Here is a 20,920-nt window from a genome sequence, read left to right on the forward strand (position 1 = left end):
GTATACGATGTACGCTCCCGCTTCGCCTCCGGCCACACCCCCGCTTGCGGAACGCCGCTCGCTTTGGATCGTAGCCGGCGTGCTTGTGATCCTGCTTGCGCTGGGGCGGCTGTGGTGGCTGCCCGCGCATGCGCCGCTCAACGTCAACGAGGGCTGGAACGCCGGCCACGCGGTGCGCGCGTTCGGCTCAGCGCTGCTTTACCCCGCGCCCGACGCACTGGTCGCCAATAATTATCCACCCTTGTCTTTTTTCGTCGTCGGCGCGGTCGGACACGTCGTCGGCGACCACATCGTCGCCGGACGGATCGTGTCACTTCTCGCCGAGATGGCGACCGGCGGCGCGGTCTACGCGATCGTCGCGCGGCTGACGGGGGCTCGCATTTGGGCGGCGGCAGGAGCGCTGCTGTTCGCGGGGTTCGCGGTGACGCTGCTCCGCAGCTACCTGGCGATGAACGATCCGCAGTGGCTCGGGCAGGCGATGATGGCGTGGGCGCTCGTCCTGCTCGTGCCGCGACACAGCGGCGAACGCGCGTCAGCGGGGGCGGTCGTCGCCGCGGCGGCGCTGGTTGTCGCCGGCGGCCTGGTGAAGCACAACCTTGTCGCGATCCCGCTCGCCGCGACTCTGTGGCTCTGGTTTGCCGACCGGCGCGCATTGGCCGTCTGGGTCGCGGCGGGAGCGGCGTTCGCGGCGGCGGCGTGCGCGGGATTGTTCGCGATCTGGGGACCGAACGTCTTTCTCGACGTGCTCGCGCCCGCGCGCAGCTATTCGCTGGCACGAATGGCGGCGCAGGGTGCACCTTTGCTGCTCGCCTTGCTGCCCGGCTTCCTCGCAAGCCGCCCGCTGGTCGCTCAGCGGCGGGTCGATCCCCGCTATCTGCTGCCGCTCCTGCTGCTTGCGGTCGCGATTTCTACCGCGATCGTCCAGCGCTCGGGCGACGGGGTGGACATCAATGCGACGTTTGAATCCATCTTTGCCCTGACGATCGCGGTGCCGGCGGCGTGTGCGTTGCGGCCGGCCGCACCCTGGCGCTGGCTCGGTACCGCAGCGCTGCCGGTGCTGGTTCTGGCGCCGGTCGCCGTAGTGGCGGACGTGCGCGAACTTGCCGGGCGGGGGGCGGCCGTCAGGCACTGGCAGCCTTTCATCGATCGGGTCGCTGCGGCATCGGGGCCGGTGGCGTGCGACGATCAGGCGGTGTGCTATTGGGCCGGGAAGGAGAGCGCGCTCGACTTCTTCGCGATCAAGCAACGGCTGCTCAAGGGCGACGTTCCGGCGTTCCGGACCGCGCTCGACTCACACGCCTTCGAGCTGATCGCGATGCGCAGCAACAACCCCGGCTGGCACGAGAACCGGCTGATCCCCGCCGTCCGCGCACGCTATCGCCCCGTCTATGCCGACGGCGGGTTCGAACTCCTGGTTGCGAGATAGAGCGGGACAAGCGCTTCCAGCCGGGCGCGGATATCTTCGGGCAGCGCAAAGGTGTCGCGTGCATAGCGGAACGTGCCCGCAGCATTCTGCGTGACGAGCTCGTCGTGGAACTGCCCCATCAGTCCGTTGAGCGTCGCCAGCCACCGCGCCATCGCGCGATGCTCGACGGCTTGCTCGCCGTACGGGTTCAAAGTACGCATGTCGTCGTGGAACGAGACCTGACGGCTCACCACTTTGCGCGCGGCATGGAAGGCGTGCGCGCCCGTGACCGGCGTGGCCAGCAACGGCGCAAGCGATGCGATCTGCGACACCGTAAACCGGCGAAAGGCCGCAGCGTCGCTCGGCACCAGCCGGTCGACCTCGTGCGCGAGCAGCAGGCGCGCGGGACGGGAAAGAAGCAGTTGCAGCCTGGCCGCGTGGCGGGCGACGTCGCGCGCGTGTCTCACCCGAACCGCGTCCTGCAACTCGCCCATGACCAGCGTCACCAGTGACAGCATCGCGGGTGAGCGATGCCCGGCGGCGTACAGGAAGAAGGCGAAGCGCAGGTGCTTGAAGCGCGCACGGACCTGCTTGAACCAGCGGCCGGTATCCGCGTCCAGCTGCCCGCCGCCCTTGAGGCGGATCGCCAAAGCGGTCAGCGCCGGCGGGTCGAACCCTTCCCGCCACAACTGGCGCGACAGCGCGAAGCCCTCGACGAACCGCTCCGCAGGATAATGAAGGCGAACCGTCGTCGGCAGGGCTGCGTCCAGGTCGATCCGATCGTTGATGTCGATCGCCGCGACCAGCGCGTCGATCCGTTCGGCCGCGAAGCGGACCGCTGCCAATTCGGCCCGGCGCAGGATCGTCATGCGGGAACGGACCACCGCAGGGTCGCTCGGCGGCGGTAAGCACCCAGCGTCGGTACGAGCATGCACAACGCCACCGCCACGCTACCGGCAAGGTACGCAATGCCCGCGCCCTCAAGCCCGAACGTGTGGGTAAGTCCGGCGAGTAGCGCGAGATAGGCTATGACCGCGACCATCTGCGCCACCAACGCCGCGGTCTGGCGGTGCGCCATATACAGGAGCGATTCAAGCGGGAAGAAGGCCATCGCCACGACCAGCGACACCGCCATAAGCTTGAGCAGGTCGTAAGCCTCGAGATATTTGCGGCCGAATACGAGTGCGATCAGCGGCTTGCCGCCGACGAGCACCAGCAGCACGATGACCAGCCCCGCCCCGCCTGCCAACAGGCCGGTGCGCACCCCCAGCAGCCAGGGACGGCGCTCGCGCGGGTCGAGGCGCATGATCTCGGGATAATAGCCGCGCCGGAGCAGATCCGCGGGCTTGGCAGCGGAATCGAGCAAGGTGCTGGCGATCTTGTACAGCCCCGCTGCGACCGGACCGAGGATGCCCGCAACGACCAGATTGCTGAGCGGTCCCCAGGCGGCATAGACCGAATGCGCCGCGTTGGTGGTCCACACGAACCCCCACGCGCCCGGCAGCCTGCGCGCAGTGCCGAACAACCCGGGCTTCAGCGCGTTCAGCATGCCGCGTCGCCGCAACTCGCACACCGCATAGATCCAGAGCACGAGATCGCCGACCAGGTCCGAGACATACCAGGTCACCGCGAAGCCCACGAAGCCGAGATCGGCCAGGTACGACAGCAAGGCTCCGCCCGCACGGATGACCGGTGTCACGACCTGCTGTCCGGCGATGAGATCGAACCGGTCGAGCACGCGCAGCGTGCCGGTCGCGGTGGCGGACGACATCGTCGGTACCAATGTGCAGTAGATCAGCGCCAGCGGCAGCGTGGCACCGTCGATGCCGACGCGGCCGGCAAGCCAGGGCAGCACCGCCATCGCCCCGATCATGCCGATCAGGCCGCTGGCGATGTCGAGCCCGAAGGCGAAGCGGATGACATCGTTGGCGCGGGCGCCGTCACCATGGTGGAGCGCAGGCGTGGCCTCGCGGACGATGAACTGCCAGGTCTGGAATTTGGCAAGCCCGCCCGCGGTCTGCGCATAGCTGTTGACGACCATCAGTACGCCGAACACCGCAGGCGTCAGCGCGCGGCCCGCGCAGGCGAACGCAACAAGGCTGAATATCGCGCCCGCGAGCTTGCCCGAGACGAGATAGCCGGCGTTGCGCAGCACCGTGCGGAACACGCCATCGGCGAACCACGCCTTCACGAAAGCGGAGCCTTCACAACAGCGGCTCGATCGCGCGCTTGGCCTGCGCGATCACCTGGTCGAGCGGCCGGGTCGCGTCGAGATCGAGGATCGGCGCGCCCGCAAAGGTCAGCAGCGGCACGTCGTGGATCTTGCGCGCCAGCGTGGAGGGACGATGATCGGGCTTGCGCGCGAGCGCGGTCGCCAGATCGACGTTGAGGCGGATCACCAGGTCGGGGCGATGCGTCGCCATCCAGGCATAATGCGCGCGCTCGCACCGCGCCAGGCGCCCCCGCAGCCCCCCGGCATCGGCGACGGGCGCGAGCCCCAGGCCATCCATCGGCCCCGGCACGCCAAGCTGCGGGAACCGGTCGGCAAGCACCGCCAGCCCTCGCCCCCTGTCGGCCAGCATGTGCCGGAAGCGGCGCAGGCGGCGCATCGAGAACATGTAGATGATCAGCACCGGGACGATCCCCGGACGGCGCACGGCACCGGCGATGTCGGCGCGCCGGGCGATGCCGCTATCGAGGCGGCGACCGACCAGCGGCCAGCGCGCGATCGCGCGGCCGATGCCGCCGGTCTGCTTGCCGAGATGGTGGAGCACGGTCGGGCGGCGGTCCTGCATCCACGCCAGCAGCGCTTCCCCGACCGTCGACTTGCCCGAGCCGTCGGAGCCTATGATGGCGATCAGCGGCGCCCGGAACGGTTCGGTCATGCGTGGGTCCGTACAGGCGCGGGCGGCGCGCGTCCTTCGTCAGCCGACGTCGCGGACGACTGGCAGCAACGCTGCCCAGGCCTGACGCCGGACCTCGGCATAGGGGGCTCGCGCGTCGATATCAACGATCGCGGCGCCCGCGAAGCCGAGCAGCGGGGTCGCGGCGATCTTGCGGCGGAGCAGGTCGGAATCGTGATCGGGCTTGCGCGCATGCGCGGTGGCGAGGTCGACATCGAGGCGAATAACGAGATCGGGGCGAAAGCTTGCCATCCACGCGTACATGCGCGCCTCTCGCGCTGCCAATCGCGCAACGGCGCGGCTGCCCGAACTCGCCGCGGAAAGTCCGGGGCCGTCATAGAAACCGGGCACCTCGGTCTGCGGGTAGCGATCGGTAACGACGATCACGCCGGCGCGGCGGGCGGCCAGCACCGCGCGAAACCGCCTGCGCCGCAGCAGCGAAAAGCCGTACACGACGAGCGCGGTGGCGAGTCCGGGTATGCGATCGCCCTCGGTTCGGGTCCGCCGCGCCTTGTTCGACAGCACGCGTTCGGTGACGCTGCCGATCAGCGGCCATCGCTTGATGCGCTCGCCGATCGCGCCCGATCCGAGACCCAGATAGTGCATTTCGACCGAATGTGTACGTGCCAGGTCCAGGCACAGGTCGCGCGCCAGCGTCGACTTGCCCGATCCGTCGCAGCCGACGATCGCGATCAGCGGGGCGAGCGCGCCACCGGCTCCGTTCTCAGCCATGCGGGCGGGCACGGGCGATCAGCGCCATGGCTTGAACGCGCCGCCCTGGAGGTACATCAGCGTAACCGAGACCGTCGTCACGCCCGAGCCGACGCGGACCTGGACCCGTGCGGGATCGGGCTTGCGCCCGAGCAGCACGTCCAGCAGCCCCAGGCGCGGATTGCCCGATGCGCCGCCGCCGTCGGCGCGGTCGGTCTTGCCGTTGCCGTTGACGTCGTGACGGACGTCGATCGCATAGACACCGGGCCGCGGCACGGGCACGCAGATCGTGACGCGGCCCGACGCGGGGACCGCGATCTCGGTGCGGACCAGCGCATGCTTCTTGTCGAAATAGGTGCTGGTGGGCGGGCCGAACAGCCGCACGCGGACCGCGCCGACGCGAGCCTTGAAGCCGGTCACGTCGACCAGCACGGCCGCGCTGCCCGCCGGGGGACAGGCTCCGTGCGGGGCAGCGGGCGATTGTCCGGCCACAGCCAGGGATAGCAGCATCGCGAACGGCATCGCCGAGCCCTCTGGCGCAGGAGCGGATCGCGGGCAAGTGCGGATCGTGTATCGGGTGCGCTTGCCCAAGCCAGCGATGCCGCATACCAAGCGACGATGTCATCCAAGGATATCCGCTTGCTTTCCAAGGCTCTCCCGCTCGCGCTGCTGCTCCTGTCCGTCGCAAGCCCCGCACTCGCCCAGGCGCTGCCGCCGCCCGTCGCGCAGGCGGACGACAGCGCGGAGGACGCGCGGCTCAAGCGGCTGTTCTACGACAGCGACGAGGCGAGCCTGAAGCGCAATCCGGTGTCGGCGATTTTCCGCGGCGACCTGCGCTACGCCGACCGGCTCGGCGATCAGCTCTCCGACGCCTATATCGCCGCCGAGCGGGCGGCGGCCGAGGCCGACCTGCGCGGCCTCAAGGCGATCGACCGCGCCCGGCTGACCCCGGTCGACAGAATCGCCTACGACGTTTTCCAGAATCAGACCCAAATCGCGCTGCGCGGGCTCAGCCCGGAGATCGTGGCGCTGACGATCGTCCGACCGATCGACCATTTCTTCGGCTTCCAATCCTTCTATCCCGAATTCGCCTCCGGGATCGGCGGAGCGCCGTTCAAGACGCTGGCCGATTACGAGAACAACCTGAAGCGCAACGCGCAATATGCCGCACTGCTCGACGAGGCGATCGTGCGCTTTCGCCAGGGCATGAAGACCGGCGTGGTCCAGCCCAAGCTGGTCGTCCGCAACATGATCGGCCAGTTCGACAACCTCATCAAGGAAGGCGTCGAGACTTCAACCTTCTACGGCCCGGTCAAGACCTTTCCCGCCGGTATCGCCGCCGCCGACCAGGCGCGGCTGCGCAGCGCCTATGCGGCGCAGATCCGCGACGTGGTACTGCCTGCCGAGCAGCGGATGCGCGATTTTCTCGCGAACACCTATCTGGCGGCGGCACGCGACAGCGTCGGGCTATCGGGAATGCCCGGCGGCGACCGGCTCTACGCCTATCTGATCGAATCGAACACGACGCTGCCGCTGAAGGCCGAGGAGGTCCATCAACTGGGGCTATCCGAGGTCGCGCGTATCCTAAAGGGCATGGAGGCGCAGAAGGTCGCGGTAGGGTTCAAGGGCAGTCTGCCCGAGTTCTTCACCTTCCTGCGCACCGACAAGCAGTTCCAGCCGCAGTCGGCGGCGCAGTTGCGTGACGGCTATTTCGCGATCGGCAAGCGGATCGACGCGCGCATCCGCGAGCAATTCTCGCTGATCCCCAAGACCCCGCTCGAAATCCGCGCGGTGCCGCCGTTCAAGGAAAAGACCGACGCGGGCGGTTCGTATCAGGGCGGAACGCCCGACGGATCGCGGCCGGGGGTGTTCTACTACAACACCTACGACCTGCCCTCGCGCTACATGTGGGAGATGGAGACGCTGTTCCTCCATGAAGCGGTGCCGGGGCATCATTTCCAGATCAGCGTCGCCCAGGAGAACCAGGCGCTGCCCGCCTTCATGCGCTTCGGCGGCAACACCGCTTATGCCGAAGGTTGGGCGCTGTACGCCGAGACGCTCTGGCCCGAGCTCGGGATGGAGACCGATCCGTACCAGCGGATGGGCGGGCTGAACGACGAGATGCTGCGCGCGATGCGGCTGGTGGTCGACACCGGCATCCATGCCAAGGGTTGGACCCGCGACCAGGCGATCGACTACATGCTCGCCAACTCGCCGATGGCGCGCACCGACGCGACCGCCGAGGTCGAGCGCTATATCGCCATTCCGGGACAGGCGCTGGCGTACAAGATCGGCCAGCTGACGATCTCGCGGACCAAGGCCAAGGCCAAGGCGGCGCTCGGCGACCGCTTCGATCCGCGCGCCTTTCATGCCGCCGTTCTCGATACCGGCGCACTGCCGATGCCGGTGCTCGAAGCCAAGATCGACCGCTGGATCGCGGCTGGAGGCAAATAGCCGACCAGTTAATTCCGTTCGCCCTGAGCGAAGTCGAAGGGCATGGCTCTGGGCGATGTGCTTCGACTTCGCTCAGCACGAACGGCATTCTTGACGATTCGACGCGAGGATTTGCCGCAGTTCAAAAGAGCGTCGTCAACGCGTAGAAGGCGGCGCCGACCACCGCCGACGCGGGAATGGTGACGATCCACGCGATCACCACCGTCCGCGCGACGCCCCAGCGCACCGCGGACGCCCGCCTGGCGGTGCCCGCACCGATGATCGCGCCGGTGATGGTGTGGGTCGTCGATACCGGGATGCCGAGTGCCGATGCGCTGAACAGCACGATCGATCCCGCCAGCGACGCGCTGAACCCCTGGTGCTGCGACAGCTTGGTGATCCGCGAGCCCATCGTTTCGATGATCTTCCACCCGCCGGTCATGGTGCCGAGCGCGATGGCGATGTAGCAGCTGATCGCCACCCAATGCGGCACCTGGAACGGCCCCTGGAGCCGCCCGGTCGAATAGAGCAGGACGGTGATGATCCCCATCGTCTTCTGCGCGTCGTTGAGGCCGTGGCTCAGCGAATAGGCCGCCGACGAGACCAGGTGGAGCGCGCGAAAGCTGCGTTCCGCCTGGTGCGCGGTCGCGCGGTAGAACGCCCAGCTGCTCGCCAGCATGACCAGCATCGCCAGCATCATGCCGAGCATCGGCGACAGCACGATCGCCAGCAGCGTCTTGTTCAGCCCCGTCCACTGGATGCCGCCGATCCCCGCGTGCGCCACCCCTGCCCCGATCAGCCCGCCGACCAGCGCATGGCTCGACGACGACGGGATGCCGCGAATCCAGGTCACGACGTTCCAGAACATCGCGCCGCCCAGCGCGCCGAAGATCACCGCAGGAGTGATGACATCCTTGTCGACCAGCCCCTTGCCGATCGTCTCCGCCACTGCGTGCAAGCTGGGAAAGGCGATGGTCAGGAAATAGGCGGCGAAGTTGAACACCGCGGCGAACAGCACCGCCTTGACCGGCGACAGCAGCCGCGTGGCCACGACGGTGGCGATCGAATTGGCGGCGTCGTGCAAGCCGTTCAGGTAATCGAACGCGAGCGCGACGCCGATCAGCGCGACGAGCAGCGGGAAGGCGAGTTCATGCATGGGGAGCGGCGAGGGTCACGAGTGATCGATGACGATGCCGTCGACCTCGTTGGCGACATCCTCGAACGCGTCGACGATCCGTTCGAGATGCTTGTAGATCTCGCGCTCGACGACGAAGCGTAGCGTGTCGGTGGTGCCGTGATCGCGCAGCGAGCGCTTCAGCCCGGCGACGTGGATCTCGTCGGCCTGCCCCTCCATGCGCACCACGCGCTCGGTCAGTTCGTGCAGCCGGCCGCCGTTCGCCGCGACGTCGCGCAGCAGCGGCATCGCCTCGCAGGTCAGCCGCGCGGCGTCGACGATGATCGCCGCCATGTCCTTCATCTCCGGCGCGAAATCGACGACGTCGTAGAGGTCGACGGCCTGCGCCGCGGCCTGCATCTCGTCGATCGTATCGTCCATGGCGCCGATCAGGCTGGTGATCGCGCCGCGGTCGAACGGGGTCAGGAAGGTCTTGCGGACGGTCTGGAGCACCGCGCGGGTGATCTCGTCGGCGTCATGCTCGCGCTCGATCACCTCGCGGATATGTTCGGCGGTGGCGGGGCCGCCCTGAACCAGCCGCGCCATCGCCTCCGCGCCGGTCGTCACCGTGCGCGCATGCGCCTCGAACATCTCGAAGAAATTGCCCGTTTGCGGGAGCAGCCGCTGAAACCAGGAGAACATCGATCCCACCTTTGATCTGTCGGCGACGCGGCCGAGCATGCTGCGCGCCGCCGCCGCCTTGAATTCGGTTGCACTGAACGAGCGGATGAGGTCGCGAAGATCGGGCTCCTCGACCGCTCCCGCCGCCTCGGCGAGCGAGAACCAGCGCCGCTCGCGCTCGCCCTGCTCCTTCCACTTCGGCAGCTCGTCGGTGACGGCGAGCGGAAAGACGTCGACGTCGACCATCAGCGACGCGCCGCTGCCGCGCCGCTTGCGGTAGCGATAGCTGCCGAGCGGGGTCGGGCAGGCCGCACCACGAACCCCGGCTTCCTCCTCCGCCTCCTGCGCCGCGGCGGTGTGCGGCGCGACGCCGGCACCCATGTTGCCCTTCGGGATCACCCAACGTTTGGTGCTTCTCGAGGTGACCAGCAACACGCGCACGCCGCCGTCGACCGGCGATCCGTCGGTGCGATAGGGCAAGGCGGCGATCTGGCGGATGGCGGATACTCGGGGCGGATATCGTCCGCGGCGACTAGCGCATGAAGACCCGCACGGGAACAGCCAAGTCGTTAGCGCAATGCCGTACGCGCCGCGACCATTATGGCCAAAACGGCGTCCGCCCTTTCATTCGCCCGGCTTCTGCCCTATATGGCGGGGGCTTACGTCGCATGCGACGGATATGGGGCCGCCTCGGCTCCCCCTTGTCCCTTTCTAGCCTCAACGAAGCCGGGATGTGCCGCGGTTGGCCCATGCCCGTCACCTATGGGACAAAGGAATTCCCCATGACTATCGGAACCGTCAAGTTCTTCAATGCCGACAAGGGCTATGGCTTCATTGCGCCCGAGGGTGGCGGGGGCGACGCCTTTGTGCACATCTCGGCGGTGGAACGCGCCGGCATGGCGACCCTCGACAAGGACCAGCGCGTCTCGTTCGAGCTGGAAACCGATCGCCGGGGCAAGACCTCTGCGGTGAACCTCCAGGCCGCATGACCTGACAGGCGGCGGGGCACCTTATGGTGCTCCGCCGTCATTCTTTTCGGTGGCCCGGTGCCGCCAGCCATTCGGAGGCGCCCGTGTCCAGAGCGATCAACGTCAATGCCACCGAGGCGCATGTCATTGCCACCTGCGCCAAGCGCAAGATCACGATCAGCGCGATCGAGACGCTGCATTCCGGCGGCACCCGCGTGGTGATGAACAATGCCGACGATACCGCAGATATTGCCAAAGCGTATGGCTCCAAGGTAATCGCCGGCCCCGTGCAGCGGACGCCGACCCGGCTCAGCCGCTACCAATAAGACAGGACCACGACCCTACATGCCGTCGTTCAAGGAACCCGGATTTCAAGACCGCGTCGCCAGTGCCAATCGCGCGCGCGCCGAAGCCCTCGCCAAGTTGCGCGACAAGCCCAAGCCAACCGCGGAAGAGCTTGCCGAGCGCAACGCCGCGCGCCTCGCCCGCGAGGCGGTGGAAGCCGAGAAGCGCGCCGCCGCTGCGCGCAAGCGTGAGGCAGAGCGCCTGGCGCGCGAGGAGGAAGCCGCCGAGCGCAAGCGGATTGCCGAAGCGGAATTCGCCGCCAAGATCCAGGCCGAGGCAGAGGCCCGTGCGGCCGCTACCCCGACGCTGACCGAGGCCGAGCGCAAGGCGGCGCGCGACGCACGCTATGCCGCGCGGAAAAAGCGCACCAAATAGGGCTGCGGTCAGCGCACCCGGATCAGGAGGCATCATGGCCAAGAGTCAGAAGAAGTCGAGCCGCGAAGTGCGCAAGCCCAAGGCCGAAAAGCCACCCAAGGCGAATGCGTCCAATCCGACGACCAAGGGCAAACCGGTCGAGATGACGACGCTGAAGTAGGATTCCGCCACCGATCGGTGGCGGCGGATGGCATGATTGCACGCGAATTGATCGGAACCGCCGCTGTGCCTGGCGGCGAGACGCTGCGGCTGTTTCGCCGTGGCGGCGACTTCATGATCGTGCTCGACTGCAACGAGCTGATGAACAGCCGGATGAGCGGGTCGGAAGAGGCGCTGGCCACGATGACGGCGGCGCGGCTCGGGAAGCGTGCCGGGCTGCACCTGCTGATCGGTGGCTACGGTATGGGCTTCACGCTGCGTGCGGCGCTGGCCACACTGCGCGCCGACGCCCGCGTGACCGTGGCCGAGCTGGTTCCCGAAATCGTCGATTGGGCCAGGGGCCCGATGGCCGTGCTGACCGCCGGCTGCCTTGATGACCCGCGCGTCGCGCTGGTGCAGGACGATGTCGCGGCGGTGATCGAACGTGGTCGCGCCGCATACGATGCCATCCTGCTCGACGTCGATAACGGCCCCGACGCGCTTACCCATGAGGACAATGGCCGCCTCTATGCGGCGCGCGGCCTGGCGAGCGCGAGCGCTGCGCTGAAGCCGGGCGGCGTGCTGGCGGTCTGGTCGGCGGCGCCCGACACCGGCTTCGCACGCCGGCTCGAGCGCGCCGGGTTCGACGTCGACGAGGTCGCGGTGCGCGCGCGCAGCAACGGCAAGGGACCGCGGCACGTCATCTGGTTCGCCCGGGCGCCGGGCTGAACCAAAATCAGCGCGCGATAGTCGGCCGGGCGTCCGAGGTTATGCGGCAAGATCAGCGCCGGGTCGCGTCCACATCCGCTGGGGACCAGCCGCCGCCGAGTGCCTGGTAGAGCGAAACGTAGGCGTTCAGCCGATCCGCGCGCGCCTGGACCAGTGCGAGCTCGGCCTGGAGCAGCCCGCGCTGAGCGTCGAGCTGATCGAGATAGGCGGAATAGCCCGCGCGGTAGCGGTTCGAGGCGTTGCGCAAGGCGCCCGCCAGTGCGTCGCGCTGGCGGGCAAGCGCAATTGCCTGTTCGCCCGAGCGCAGCACGCCCGCCAGGCCGTCGTCGACCTCGCGAAAGGCGACCAGAGCGGCGCGCCGGTACGCGAACCCGGCCTGGTCTCGCCGCCCCACCGACGCATCCGCCTGCGCGCGCAACCGCCCGCCGTCGAACAGTGGCGACAGGACGCTCGCGCCGAGCGAGAACACCCCCACCGGGTTCGACAGCGCGGTCGAGAGCACCAAACCCGCCGACCCGGTCAGCGCCAGATTGGGCAGCAGCGCCGCGCGCGCGCTGTCGAGGCTGCGGTCGGCGGCGACCAGCGCCTGCTCGGCGGAGAACAGGTCGGGGCGCCGCCGCAGCAGGTCGGCGGGCAGACCGTCGGGGACGGGCGGAGTCGTCAACGCGTCGAGCGCCAGGCCGCGCGGGATCGCTCCGGGCGTGTCGCCGACCAGCAGGCTCAGCGCATTCTCCTGCCGGCTGATCGCCAGTTGCGCCTGCGGCACCAGCTGTTCGGTGGCGCGATATTCGGCCTCCGCCTGGCGCAGTTCGAGGTTTGAGGTGTAGCCGGTCTCCGCCCGCCGGCGCGCGATGCGCAAGCCCTCGGCGCGCGCCGCGAGCGTTTCGCGTGCCACCGTCAGCCGCAGGTCGAGCGCGCGCAGGGTAACGTACCCGCTCGCCACCCCCGCGACGATGCCGAGCCGTACCGCATCGCGCGAGGCGTCGCTCGCCAGCGCCTGCGCGCGCGCCGCTGCGCTGGCATCGCGCAAGCGGCCGAAGAGATCGAGGTCGTAGCTGACCTGCAGAGCCGGCTGCGCGCCGAAGTTGGTCGTCGGCACCCCGAACGGGTTCAGCGCGCGGCCGTCCGACAGCGGCGCTCCGGCGGTCGCCAGCGGCGACAATTGCGCGCGCGCCAGCCGGGCCAGCGCGCGCGCCTCCTCCACCCGTGCCGCCGCGCTGCCGAGATCGGGGCTGTTCGCGAGCGCGCGCTCGACCAGCCGCGCGAGCACCGGATCGCCGAACACCTGCCACCAATCGGCGCGGATCGGCGCGCCCGGCCCCAGCGCGGTCCGCCAGACAGGGGGTGCGACGATCGCCGCTTGGACCGGGATCGCGGGGCGCGGGCCGACGCAGCCCGTCAGGAGCAAAAATGCGGCGAGCAGACCGGCCGACCTCATCGGGCCGCGGGTCCGCCCGCGGTATCGATTCGCGCCTGCACCGACATGCCGGGCCGCAGCCGCGCGATCAGCGGCTGGCCGGAATCGATGCGGATGCGCACTGCGATCCGCTGCGGCACCTTGGTGAAATTGCCGGTGGCGTTGTCGGCCTTGAGCACCGCGAACTCCGATCCGGCCGCGGGCGAAATCTGCTCGACCCGCCCGGTGAAGCGGGCATTGCCGAGGCCATCGACGGTGAAGGTCGCGGGCTGGCCGATCGCGATTCGCGCGGTCTGCGCCTCCTTGTAATTGGCGATCACCCACGTTTCCGGCGGCACCAGGAACATCAGCTGCGACCCCGCGGTGACATATTGGCCCAGCCGCACCCCGACCTCGCTCAGCCGGCCGGCTTCGGGTGCACGGACCACGGTGTTGGCGACGTCGATCTGAGCCAATCGTTCGGTCGCAGCGGCGCCGCTGACCCCGGCCTCCTGCCCGCCGCGGCCGACCTCGACGGTGCGGATGTCCTGCTGTGCAATCTCGCGCGCAGCCTGTGCCTGACGCAATTGCGCTTCGGCCTGGCGCAGCGAGGCCAGCGTCTGGTCGCGCTCGCGCAGCGATACCGAACCGTCGGTGACCAGATCGTTCACCCGGTTCATGTCCGCACGCGCGCGCAACAGCTGCGCCTGCGCATTGTCGACCGCGGCATCCTGCGCGGCCAGGCTTGCAGCACGCGAGCGGGCGGCTTGGCGGCTGTTGGCGAGTGTCGCCTGCTGCGCCGCGACTTGCGCCGCGGCCTGTTCGACCCGCTGTCGATAGATGCGATCGTCGATCCGCACGAGCGGCTGGCCTGCCCGCACGTCGGCGAAGTCGCGAACGAGCACCGTCGCGACATAGCCGCTGACCTGCGGGCTGATGACGGTCGTGCGGCCGCGGACATAGGCGTTGTCGGTCGATTGGACGTCGCTGGCGAAGGGTGGCAGCCGCCAGGCGGCGAGGACCAGGCACACGCCCGCGATCGTCACCAGCACGATCGCGATCAGCGTCGTCCGTCCCGGACGCGGCGGCGCCCAGCCGGATCCCGCCGGCGACGCCAGCTCGGCTTCGCGCTCGGCGGTGACGGGTTCTGTGGCCACGGGGCTGGAGCGGCTATCGGTCATGCCGCTCCTACGGCCCTGCGCGCGCGGCGTTCCAGTTGCCCGCGTCGAAACAGCAATCCGCCGAGGAATGCGGTGGTCAGCGCAGCCAGGACCGCGATCAGCCGAAAGGTGTCGTCGTACGCGAGCACGTTGGCCTCGCGCACCGCCACCTGCGACAGCAGAGCGCCACCCTCCGCCGCGCGCAATGCGGGGTCGCCGACGACGCGGCCGACCGCCGCAGCGCCTGCCGCCAGCCGCTGTGCGACCAACGGGTCGGTGGGGTCGATCGCCTGGACGATGGCGCTGTCGTGCGCGCGCTCGCGCACCGTCTGATAGGTGCCGATCAGCGCCGCACCGCCCAAGCCGCCGATCGAATTGATAATGCCGAACAACGCCAGAAAGCTGATGACGTGCCCGGTCCCCTGTTGCAGCGCGCGGTTGAGCCCGAACAGCAGCGACGGACCGATGAAGAAGGTGGCGGCGAAGGCGATCACCGCCTGCGTCACATACAGCTGCGCTGGCCGGGTCAGGCTGGTCGCGTGCGAATCGACGAGCGCCGCGATCGCGACCAGGCCGATCGCCAGCATGACCGGATGCGCCAGCTTATCGACGTCGAGCGTCACTGCGCTGGCAACGACCCCGGCGACGGAGGCGGCCAGGATGACGACGAACAGCGACTGGAGCTGGTCGTTGGTCTGCCCCAGCACGGTTAACAAGCCGACCGCGCCGGTGGTCTGTTCGGACAGGACAATCCGCGCCATCACCGTGACGATCGTGAAGCGCACGATGTCGCGGCTGCCCAGCCAGCGGGTGTTGAGCAGCGGATTGGCGCGGTCGTGTTCCAGCAGCAGCGCCCCTGCGAACAGCGGGATCGCCGCCGCCAACGCCCAGCCGATCCAGGCGCTCTGCGTCCACCAGACGATCCGCCCTTCCGCCAACACCGCGCAGACGAGCGCCGCGGCGGTGGCGAACAGTGCGAAGGTGGCGAAATCGCGCGGCTCGAACGCGGGCTTGCGCTGGGTCGGCGGCAGGCGGAGCAGGCTCACCGCGGCGAGGCTGAGCAACGCGAGCCCGAGCTCGAACATGTACAGCGCGCGCCACTGCGATTCGACCAGCAGCTCGGGGGAGAACAGCCGTGCCAACGGGGTTGCGCATTGCGGCACGCCGATGCCGATCACCACCGCCTTCAGCCGCCATTTGGCGGGCAGCGCCTGCATCATGTAGTAAAGGCCGAGCGACGACAGCGCCGCCCCCGCCATCCCGCTCGCCGCGCGCACCGCGACCGCGGACCAGAAATCGCGCACGAACAGATGCGCGAAGGCGAGCAGCACGTAGAGGCCCAGAAAGATGAGCGTGAACGGCCGCAAGCCGTATTGCTGACGGAACTTGATAAGCAGCAGGTTGATCGACACGTTGGTCATCACATAGGCCGCCGGCAGCCACGCGATCTCGGCGGGATCGAGCCCGAGCCCGCCCGCCAGCACCGTCGTGTTCACCGCGATTAGCGCGTTACCGAGCCCGCCCGTCAGCCCCACCAGGATCGCGATGGCGCCGTAGGCAAGCCTGCGCGCGGGCGGATGCGCGGGCGATCCGGGCGAGCCCGGCATCGCCGGTTGCTCGTGCGGCGCGAACGTCCATTGCTCTTCGGACAGAAATCGGCGGATCCGCGACATCGCGGTTCTATGCACCAAGCCTGCGGACCGGTCACGCAGCCGCGCGCGGTTGTCGCGCGCGTCGCCGCCGGGTAGGTGGCGGGGTGTGAACGTTCCGCTCTGGGCCGGCTTCGAATGCGGCCATCTGGGCTGGTGCGACCAGGATTTGCTGGTCGAGACCCGCCATACCCCCACCACCGACATGACCCGCCACTATCGCGACGCGATGGCGCTGGGCGTGAGGATCGCGCGCGACGGGCTGCCGTGGCGGCACGACGCCGCGGCGCGGGTGGCGGCGGTGCCCGACGGGGTGCAGGTGATCTGGGACCTGTGCCACTTCGATCCGCCGCCGCACCGCGCGGCGCACGCGCTCGCCTGCGCCAAGGCGATCACCGGCCCGGCGCATGTCGTCGCGGTCAACGAGCCGTCGGTGTGGCCGCTGCTGTGCCGCCGCCCCAAGCGCGAGGCGATCGCCGCGGCCAAGGAGATGATGACCGCCTTCGGGCTGATGCGCGAGGCGCGGTTCTACACGTGCGACCCGTTCCACCACCTGCACGACGCGACCTTCGCCGCGACCGACGCGCTCGTCGCCACCGGGTGGATCAGCGTCGTCGGCGTGAACTACTATCCGCACGACGCCACCGTGCCGCTGGCCGAGGTGCTGCGCGCGGTGTGGGCGCGATATCACCTGCCGATCGCGATCATGGAGACGAGTTGGCATGTCGGCCACACTCGGGCGCGCAAGCGGTTTCCCTTCATCGGCGATTCGCAGGCCAATTGGCTGGCGCATGTCCGGGACGAGGTCGCCGCGTCGGGGGTGCCGATAGAGGGGATATGCTGGTATCCTTTCCTGGACCAGCCGGTGTGGGGCAAGCCGGGCACGCGGCGGCGATGGCCGTGCGGATATCTTCGCCATCATGCATAGAGGGTGCGATACGTTCCGGCACCGCGAGGTGGGTGCCGGCGCCAGGGAGCGACGATGACGATCATGTCGGGCATGTTGGAAGCCGGGTTCTGGGGACTGGTCGGCGGGTCTGCGCTGATCCTGGGGGCAGGCATCGCCTACTCCGTTACGTTACCGCAGCGGCTGATCGCGGCGATCATGGCGGTCGGATCGGGGGTGCTGATCTCGGCGGTCGCGTTCGACCTGATGGACGAGGCGTTCCGGCAGGGCGGGTTCGATTCGACCGCGGTCGGTTTCCTGGGCGGCGCGCTGGTCTACACGATCGCCAATATCGTGGTGTCGCGGCGAGGCGCGCGCCACCGCAAGCGATCGGGGTCGAACTCGGACGAGAAGCAGCCCGATGCGGAAAGCGGTTCGGGCGCCGCCATCGCCATCGGCGCGCTGCTAGACGGGATCCCCGAATCGGTGGTGATCGGGGTCAGCCTGCTCGACGGCAGCGGGGTGAGCGCGGTGACGGTCGCCGCGGTGTTCCTGTCGAACGTGCCCGAGGGGCTGTCGAGTGCTGCGGGAATGAAGAAGGCCGGGCGCGGCGCCGGTTACATCTTCGGGGTCTGGGGCGGCATTGCGATCGTATCGGGCATCGCGGCGATGATCGGCAACGTCGCGCTGGCGGGAAGCAGCCCGGAGATCATCGCTGCGGTCACCGCAGTCGCTGCGGGTGCGATCCTGGCGATGCTGGTCGACACGATGATCCCCGAGGCGACCGAGAGCACCCACGAATATTCCGGGCTGATCGCGGTGATCGGCTTCCTGCTCGCGTTTGTCCTCACCAAGCTCGGCGGCTGACCCTCAGCCCGCGTCGGCGAGATAGCGTTCGAGGTCGTCGCTGCCGCCGATGTGTTCGCCGCCGATCGTGATCTGCGGGGTCGTGTCGACGCCCTGTTCGGCCTTGTACGCTTCGACCTCCTCGCGCGAGCGCAGGATGCAGTCCTCGACGGTATAGCCGGCGCCTTCGAGCATCTGCTTGGCGCGCACGCCGAACGGGCAGGTGTGTTCGGGCAGGACCATGCGGACCAGGGTTGCGCTGCGATCGTCGGCCATCGTGGGTTCCTCGATTATCAGGATGTCGGGAGCAGAGTGCCGGGCGGCGCGGGTTGTTCCGTGGCGAGTATGCCGGCGATCATCGCGCGCACGTCGACCCGCGCCTTCAACCGTGCGGCGAGCAGCGCGGTGCCGCTGATCTTGCGCTGGACGAACAGGGTCTCGATCGGCGGCACGTGCCAGTTGGCGCGATCGGCGGCGATCCCCATCCCCTCGTCGCGCAGCACGCCGACAAAGGCGCGGTCGCCGAAATCGAACGGGCCTCCGCGGTTCAGTTCGCCCAGGACCACGTCGATCATGCGATCCACGGTCGCGCGGTGCTGCGTCACCGCAGCATCGCCCAGGAACCCCGCCACGATCGCCGCCTCGCGCATCGCGTCGCGGTCTCCCCGGAGCCCGGCGAGCAGCAGCGCGCGATAGCCCTGCGCCGCCTCGTCCGCCACTTCGCGCGCGGCGCCGAAATCGAGCAATACCAGGCGGCCGCTTTCGGCCTGCCAGCGGTAGTTGGCGAAATTCGGATCGGTCTGCATCAGCCCCCAAGCGAACAGCTCGCGCAGAACCAGCGCGATCAGCGCCGAGACCACGCGGTCGCGGGTGTCCTGCGGTGCGGCTTCCAGCGTCTCGATGGCAGTGCCCTCGACAAAGGTCATCGCCAGCACATGGTCGGTGGTAAAATCCGGCTCCGGCGCGGGCACGACGAAGCGGGGGTCGTCCGCCAACAGGGTGCGGTAGCGCTCCAGCATCGCGCCCTCGCGTCGGTAGTCGGCTTCCTCGTGCAGCTGCCGCTTGGCCTCGGCGAGCAGCGGCGCGATGTCGAGCGCCTTGGGGAGCAGCCCGGACACGCGCAACAGGGTGGCGACATTGTCGACATCGGCGTCGATGCTTTCGCGGACGCCGGGATATTGCACCTTGATCGCCAGATCGCGGCCGTCGCGCGTGCGGGCTCGGTGGACCTGGCCGATCGAGGCGGCGGCGACCGAATGGGCCTGGAAATGCGCGAATTTCCCCCGCCAACCCTGCCCCCATTCTCGCGCCAGCACCGCGTCGAGCTGCTTGGGTGGCATGTGGTGCGCGCCGTCGCGCAGCCGCGCCAGGATCGCGGTAAGCTCGGGCGGCAGCAGGTCGCCCGCGTCCATCGAGATCATCTGCCCCAGCTTCATCGCCGCCCCGCGCAGGTGCGAAAGCTGGTCGGCGACGCGCGCGGCGTTGGCCGGGGTGAGCAGCAGGTCCCCCATCCGCGGCCGTTCACCCGCGGCCAGCCGGCGCGCGCCCTCCGCGACCACGCCGCCCGCGACACCGCCGGCGAGCCGCCCGAAGGCGCCGAGCCGGGCCAGCCGCCCGCTCGGGACTGCCCTGCCCGGCGGAAGTGTCATCCGGTTATGGCCGCTTTCACCTTCTTGGCGGCGCGCGCGATGAAGCCTTCCTCAGCCGCTTCGGCGTCGGCCTTGGTCCGGTGCGCGACGCCCGCGGGCTCGGCGGGGGGTGCGTAGACCGAGAACAGTTTCAGCGCACCGTCGCCCCTGTTGACGATATTGTGCTCGGCACCCTTGGGGATGACGATCATGTGGTTGGGCGTCACCTTGGTGCGGTGCCCGTCGACGACCGCCTGACCTTCGCCGTCGACGAAGAAGGTCGTCTGGTCGGCGCGGTGACTTTCGGTGCCGATATCCTCGCCCGCCGGGATGCTCATCAGCACGATCTGGACGTTGGCGTCGCGGTAAACCTCCTTTTGGAAGAAGTCGTTGGCGTTCGCCAATTCCACCATGTCCTTGTTGAAGATCGCCATCGTCTTGCTCCTTGTCCGTGGGAATCGGGTTCGTCTCAGCGGCTCAGCGCCGCCATGCCCGCCGCCGGGTAGCGCGTTCCGCTCGCCGCACCGGGAGGCAGGACGCGGTCGATCCGCGCATGGTCCTCCGGGGTCAGCACCACGTCGAGCGCGCCGAGGTTCTCCTCCAGATACTTGCGCCGTTTGGTGCCCGGGATCGGCACGATGTCGTCGCCCTGCGCCAGCACCCAGGCAAGCGCCAGCTGGGCCGGCGTGCAGCCCTTGTCGGCCGCGATCCGCTCGATCTCCGTCACGAGATCGAGATTCTTCTGGAACGCCTCGCCTTGGAAGCGCGGATGGTTGCGGCGGGTATCGCCGGTCGCGAGATCGTCGGGCGACTTGAACTGCCCGGTCAGGAAGCCGCGGCCGAGCGGGCTGTACGGCACGAAACCGATGCCGAGCGCGCGTACCGTCGACAGCAATTCGTCCTCGGGATCGCGGCTCCACAGCGAATATTCGGTCTGCAGCGCGGTAATCGGGTGAACCGCATGCGCACGCCGGATCGTCTCGGGCGACGCTTCGGAGAGTCCCAGATACTTGACCTTCCCTTCCTGCACGAGCTCGGCCATCGCGCCTACGGTCTCTTCGATCGGCACCTCGGGGTCGACGCGGTGCTGATAATAGAGGTCGAACACGTCGAGCCCGGTGCGCTTGAGGCTCGCGTCGCAAGCGGCGCGGACGTATTCCGGGCGCCCGTTCACGCCGCGAAAGCTGCCGTCCTCGCCGCGGACGTTGCCGAACTTGGTGGCGACGACCACCCATTCGCGGCGCTGGCGGACGACGCGGCCGACCAGCTCCTCGTTGCGGCCGACGCCGTACATGTCGGCGGTGTCGAGGAAGGTAACGCCCAGGTCGATCGCACGGTGGATCGTGGCTTCGGATTCCACATCGTCCTGCCCGGCGTAGAAATCGGACATGCCCATGCAGCCCAGGCCGAGCGCCGACACTTCGAGGCCCTGAGAGCCGAGCTTGCGCACCTTCATGATCGTATCCGTCCCATGCTGGTCGCGGCAAAACACCGCGCGGAGCAGATGGTGCCAACCGCCGGAAAGCCCGCACGTTCCACGACGTCGCCGCTGC

Annotated in this window: 23 protein-coding genes; 9 read left to right on the forward strand and 14 right to left on the reverse strand. The window is 68.8% G+C overall.

What is annotated here, in order from left to right; translation table 11 throughout:
• Positions 1-79: 79 nt before the first annotated feature.
• The gene (locus ACE5C1_RS06540; RefSeq protein ID WP_374943251.1) at positions 80-1,426 is read left to right on the forward strand and encodes a glycosyltransferase family 39 protein; all 1,347 of its coding nucleotides are present in this window, start codon (positions 80-82) and stop codon (positions 1,424-1,426) included.
• Here the strand turns inward: ACE5C1_RS06540 and ACE5C1_RS06545 are convergent.
• The 5 genes from ACE5C1_RS06545 to ACE5C1_RS06565 are packed head-to-tail and all read right to left on the reverse strand — an operon-like array spanning position 1,387 to position 5,529.
• Positions 1,387-2,289, reverse strand: a complete 903-nt coding sequence (locus ACE5C1_RS06545; protein ID WP_374943252.1) for a hypothetical protein — start codon at positions 2,287-2,289, stop codon at positions 1,387-1,389. The genes ACE5C1_RS06540 and ACE5C1_RS06545 overlap by 40 nt on opposite strands.
• On the reverse strand, positions 2,271-3,596 hold the full coding sequence (locus ACE5C1_RS06550; RefSeq protein ID WP_374943253.1) for a lipopolysaccharide biosynthesis protein: 1,326 nt from the start codon (positions 3,594-3,596) through the stop codon (positions 2,271-2,273). The genes ACE5C1_RS06545 and ACE5C1_RS06550 overlap by 19 nt, the downstream gene beginning before the upstream one ends.
• A 13-nt stretch (positions 3,597-3,609) precedes the next feature.
• Positions 3,610-4,290, reverse strand: coding sequence for a nucleoside triphosphate hydrolase (locus tag ACE5C1_RS06555; RefSeq protein ID WP_374943254.1), 681 nt, complete (start codon positions 4,288-4,290; stop codon positions 3,610-3,612).
• 39 nt (positions 4,291-4,329) lie between these two features.
• Complete coding sequence (locus ACE5C1_RS06560; RefSeq protein ID WP_374943255.1) at positions 4,330-5,040, reverse strand: hypothetical protein; 711 nt, start codon at positions 5,038-5,040, stop codon at positions 4,330-4,332.
• A gap of 18 nt (positions 5,041-5,058) precedes the next feature.
• The gene (locus tag ACE5C1_RS06565) at positions 5,059-5,529 is read right to left on the reverse strand and encodes a DUF2141 domain-containing protein (RefSeq protein WP_374943256.1); all 471 of its coding nucleotides are present in this window, start codon (positions 5,527-5,529) and stop codon (positions 5,059-5,061) included.
• A 108-nt stretch (positions 5,530-5,637) separates the two neighbouring features.
• Here ACE5C1_RS06565 and ACE5C1_RS06570 point away from each other — a divergent pair, with 108 nt between their 5' ends.
• Positions 5,638-7,473, forward strand: a complete 1,836-nt coding sequence (locus tag ACE5C1_RS06570) for a DUF885 family protein (protein WP_374943257.1) — start codon at positions 5,638-5,640, stop codon at positions 7,471-7,473.
• Positions 7,474-7,594: 121 nt separating this feature from the next.
• Here ACE5C1_RS06570 and ACE5C1_RS06575 read toward each other — a convergent pair whose 3' ends face one another.
• Positions 7,595-8,608 carry an anion permease gene (locus ACE5C1_RS06575; protein WP_374943258.1) on the reverse strand — a complete coding sequence of 338 codons (1,014 nt, stop codon included), beginning with the start codon at positions 8,606-8,608 and terminating at the stop codon, positions 7,595-7,597.
• A gap of 15 nt (positions 8,609-8,623) precedes the next feature.
• Positions 8,624-9,727, reverse strand: coding sequence for a DUF47 family protein (locus tag ACE5C1_RS06580; RefSeq protein WP_374943259.1), 1,104 nt, complete (start codon positions 9,725-9,727; stop codon positions 8,624-8,626).
• A gap of 302 nt (positions 9,728-10,029) precedes the next feature.
• Between ACE5C1_RS06580 and ACE5C1_RS06585 the strand changes: the two genes are divergently transcribed.
• From ACE5C1_RS06585 to ACE5C1_RS06605, 5 genes are all read left to right on the forward strand, one after another.
• The gene (locus tag ACE5C1_RS06585; protein WP_374943260.1) at positions 10,030-10,236 is read left to right on the forward strand and encodes a cold-shock protein; all 207 of its coding nucleotides are present in this window, start codon (positions 10,030-10,032) and stop codon (positions 10,234-10,236) included.
• A gap of 83 nt (positions 10,237-10,319) precedes the next feature.
• A complete protein-coding gene (locus tag ACE5C1_RS06590; RefSeq protein WP_374943261.1) occupies positions 10,320-10,541 on the forward strand; it encodes a hypothetical protein in 222 nt (73 codons plus the stop codon).
• A gap of 19 nt (positions 10,542-10,560) precedes the next feature.
• Positions 10,561-10,935, forward strand: a complete 375-nt coding sequence (locus ACE5C1_RS06595; protein WP_374943262.1) for a DUF6481 family protein — start codon at positions 10,561-10,563, stop codon at positions 10,933-10,935.
• Positions 10,936-10,969: 34 nt separating this feature from the next.
• Complete coding sequence (locus ACE5C1_RS06600) at positions 10,970-11,095, forward strand: hypothetical protein (protein WP_374943263.1); 126 nt, start codon at positions 10,970-10,972, stop codon at positions 11,093-11,095.
• Between the two features lie 32 nt (positions 11,096-11,127).
• Positions 11,128-11,802 (forward strand): spermidine synthase, encoded by a 675-nt coding sequence (locus ACE5C1_RS06605; RefSeq protein WP_374943264.1) that lies wholly within the window; start codon positions 11,128-11,130, stop codon positions 11,800-11,802.
• Positions 11,803-11,854: 52 nt separating this feature from the next.
• Here the strand turns inward: ACE5C1_RS06605 and ACE5C1_RS06610 are convergent, their stop codons facing one another.
• The 3 genes from ACE5C1_RS06610 to ACE5C1_RS06620 are packed head-to-tail and all read right to left on the reverse strand — an operon-like array spanning position 11,855 to position 16,031.
• Positions 11,855-13,240: an efflux transporter outer membrane subunit gene (locus ACE5C1_RS06610; protein ID WP_374943265.1), complete on the reverse strand. Its 1,386-nt coding sequence runs from the start codon at positions 13,238-13,240 to the stop codon at positions 11,855-11,857.
• Positions 13,237-14,379, reverse strand: a complete 1,143-nt coding sequence (locus tag ACE5C1_RS06615; RefSeq protein ID WP_374943266.1) for an HlyD family secretion protein — start codon at positions 14,377-14,379, stop codon at positions 13,237-13,239. The genes ACE5C1_RS06610 and ACE5C1_RS06615 overlap by 4 nt, the downstream gene beginning before the upstream one ends.
• A complete protein-coding gene (locus ACE5C1_RS06620; RefSeq protein ID WP_374943267.1) occupies positions 14,376-16,031 on the reverse strand; it encodes an MFS transporter in 1,656 nt (551 codons plus the stop codon). Before ACE5C1_RS06620 ends, ACE5C1_RS06615 begins: the two co-directional genes overlap by 4 nt.
• Positions 16,032-16,116: 85 nt before the next feature.
• On the opposite strand from ACE5C1_RS06620, the gene ACE5C1_RS06625 reads away from it, so the two are divergent.
• Together ACE5C1_RS06625 and ACE5C1_RS06630 are read left to right on the forward strand one after the other, a co-directional pair.
• The gene (locus ACE5C1_RS06625) at positions 16,117-16,935 is read left to right on the forward strand and encodes a hypothetical protein (protein ID WP_374943268.1); all 819 of its coding nucleotides are present in this window, start codon (positions 16,117-16,119) and stop codon (positions 16,933-16,935) included.
• Between the two features lie 54 nt (positions 16,936-16,989).
• The gene (locus ACE5C1_RS06630; protein ID WP_374943269.1) at positions 16,990-17,760 is read left to right on the forward strand and encodes a ZIP family metal transporter; all 771 of its coding nucleotides are present in this window, start codon (positions 16,990-16,992) and stop codon (positions 17,758-17,760) included.
• Positions 17,761-17,763: 3 nt separating this feature from the next.
• Here ACE5C1_RS06630 and ACE5C1_RS06635 read toward each other — a convergent pair whose 3' ends face one another.
• From ACE5C1_RS06635 to ACE5C1_RS06650, 4 genes are read right to left on the reverse strand one after another with little or no spacing between them, the layout of a single operon-like run.
• Positions 17,764-18,015, reverse strand: a complete 252-nt coding sequence (locus ACE5C1_RS06635; RefSeq protein ID WP_374943270.1) for a glutaredoxin domain-containing protein — start codon at positions 18,013-18,015, stop codon at positions 17,764-17,766.
• 17 nt (positions 18,016-18,032) lie between these two features.
• Positions 18,033-19,388, reverse strand: coding sequence for an ABC1 kinase family protein (locus ACE5C1_RS06640; RefSeq protein ID WP_374943271.1), 1,356 nt, complete (start codon positions 19,386-19,388; stop codon positions 18,033-18,035).
• A complete protein-coding gene (locus ACE5C1_RS06645) occupies positions 19,385-19,801 on the reverse strand; it encodes a cupin domain-containing protein (RefSeq protein ID WP_374943272.1) in 417 nt (138 codons plus the stop codon). Before ACE5C1_RS06645 ends, ACE5C1_RS06640 begins: the two co-directional genes overlap by 4 nt.
• Before the next feature lie 35 nt (positions 19,802-19,836).
• Positions 19,837-20,823: an aldo/keto reductase gene (locus tag ACE5C1_RS06650; protein WP_374943273.1), complete on the reverse strand. Its 987-nt coding sequence runs from the start codon at positions 20,821-20,823 to the stop codon at positions 19,837-19,839.
• Positions 20,824-20,920 lie beyond the last annotated feature (97 nt).

Origin of the sequence: Sphingomonas sp. (assembly GCF_964263785.1) — a bacterium.
GTDB lineage: Bacteria > Pseudomonadota > Alphaproteobacteria > Sphingomonadales > Sphingomonadaceae > Sphingomonas.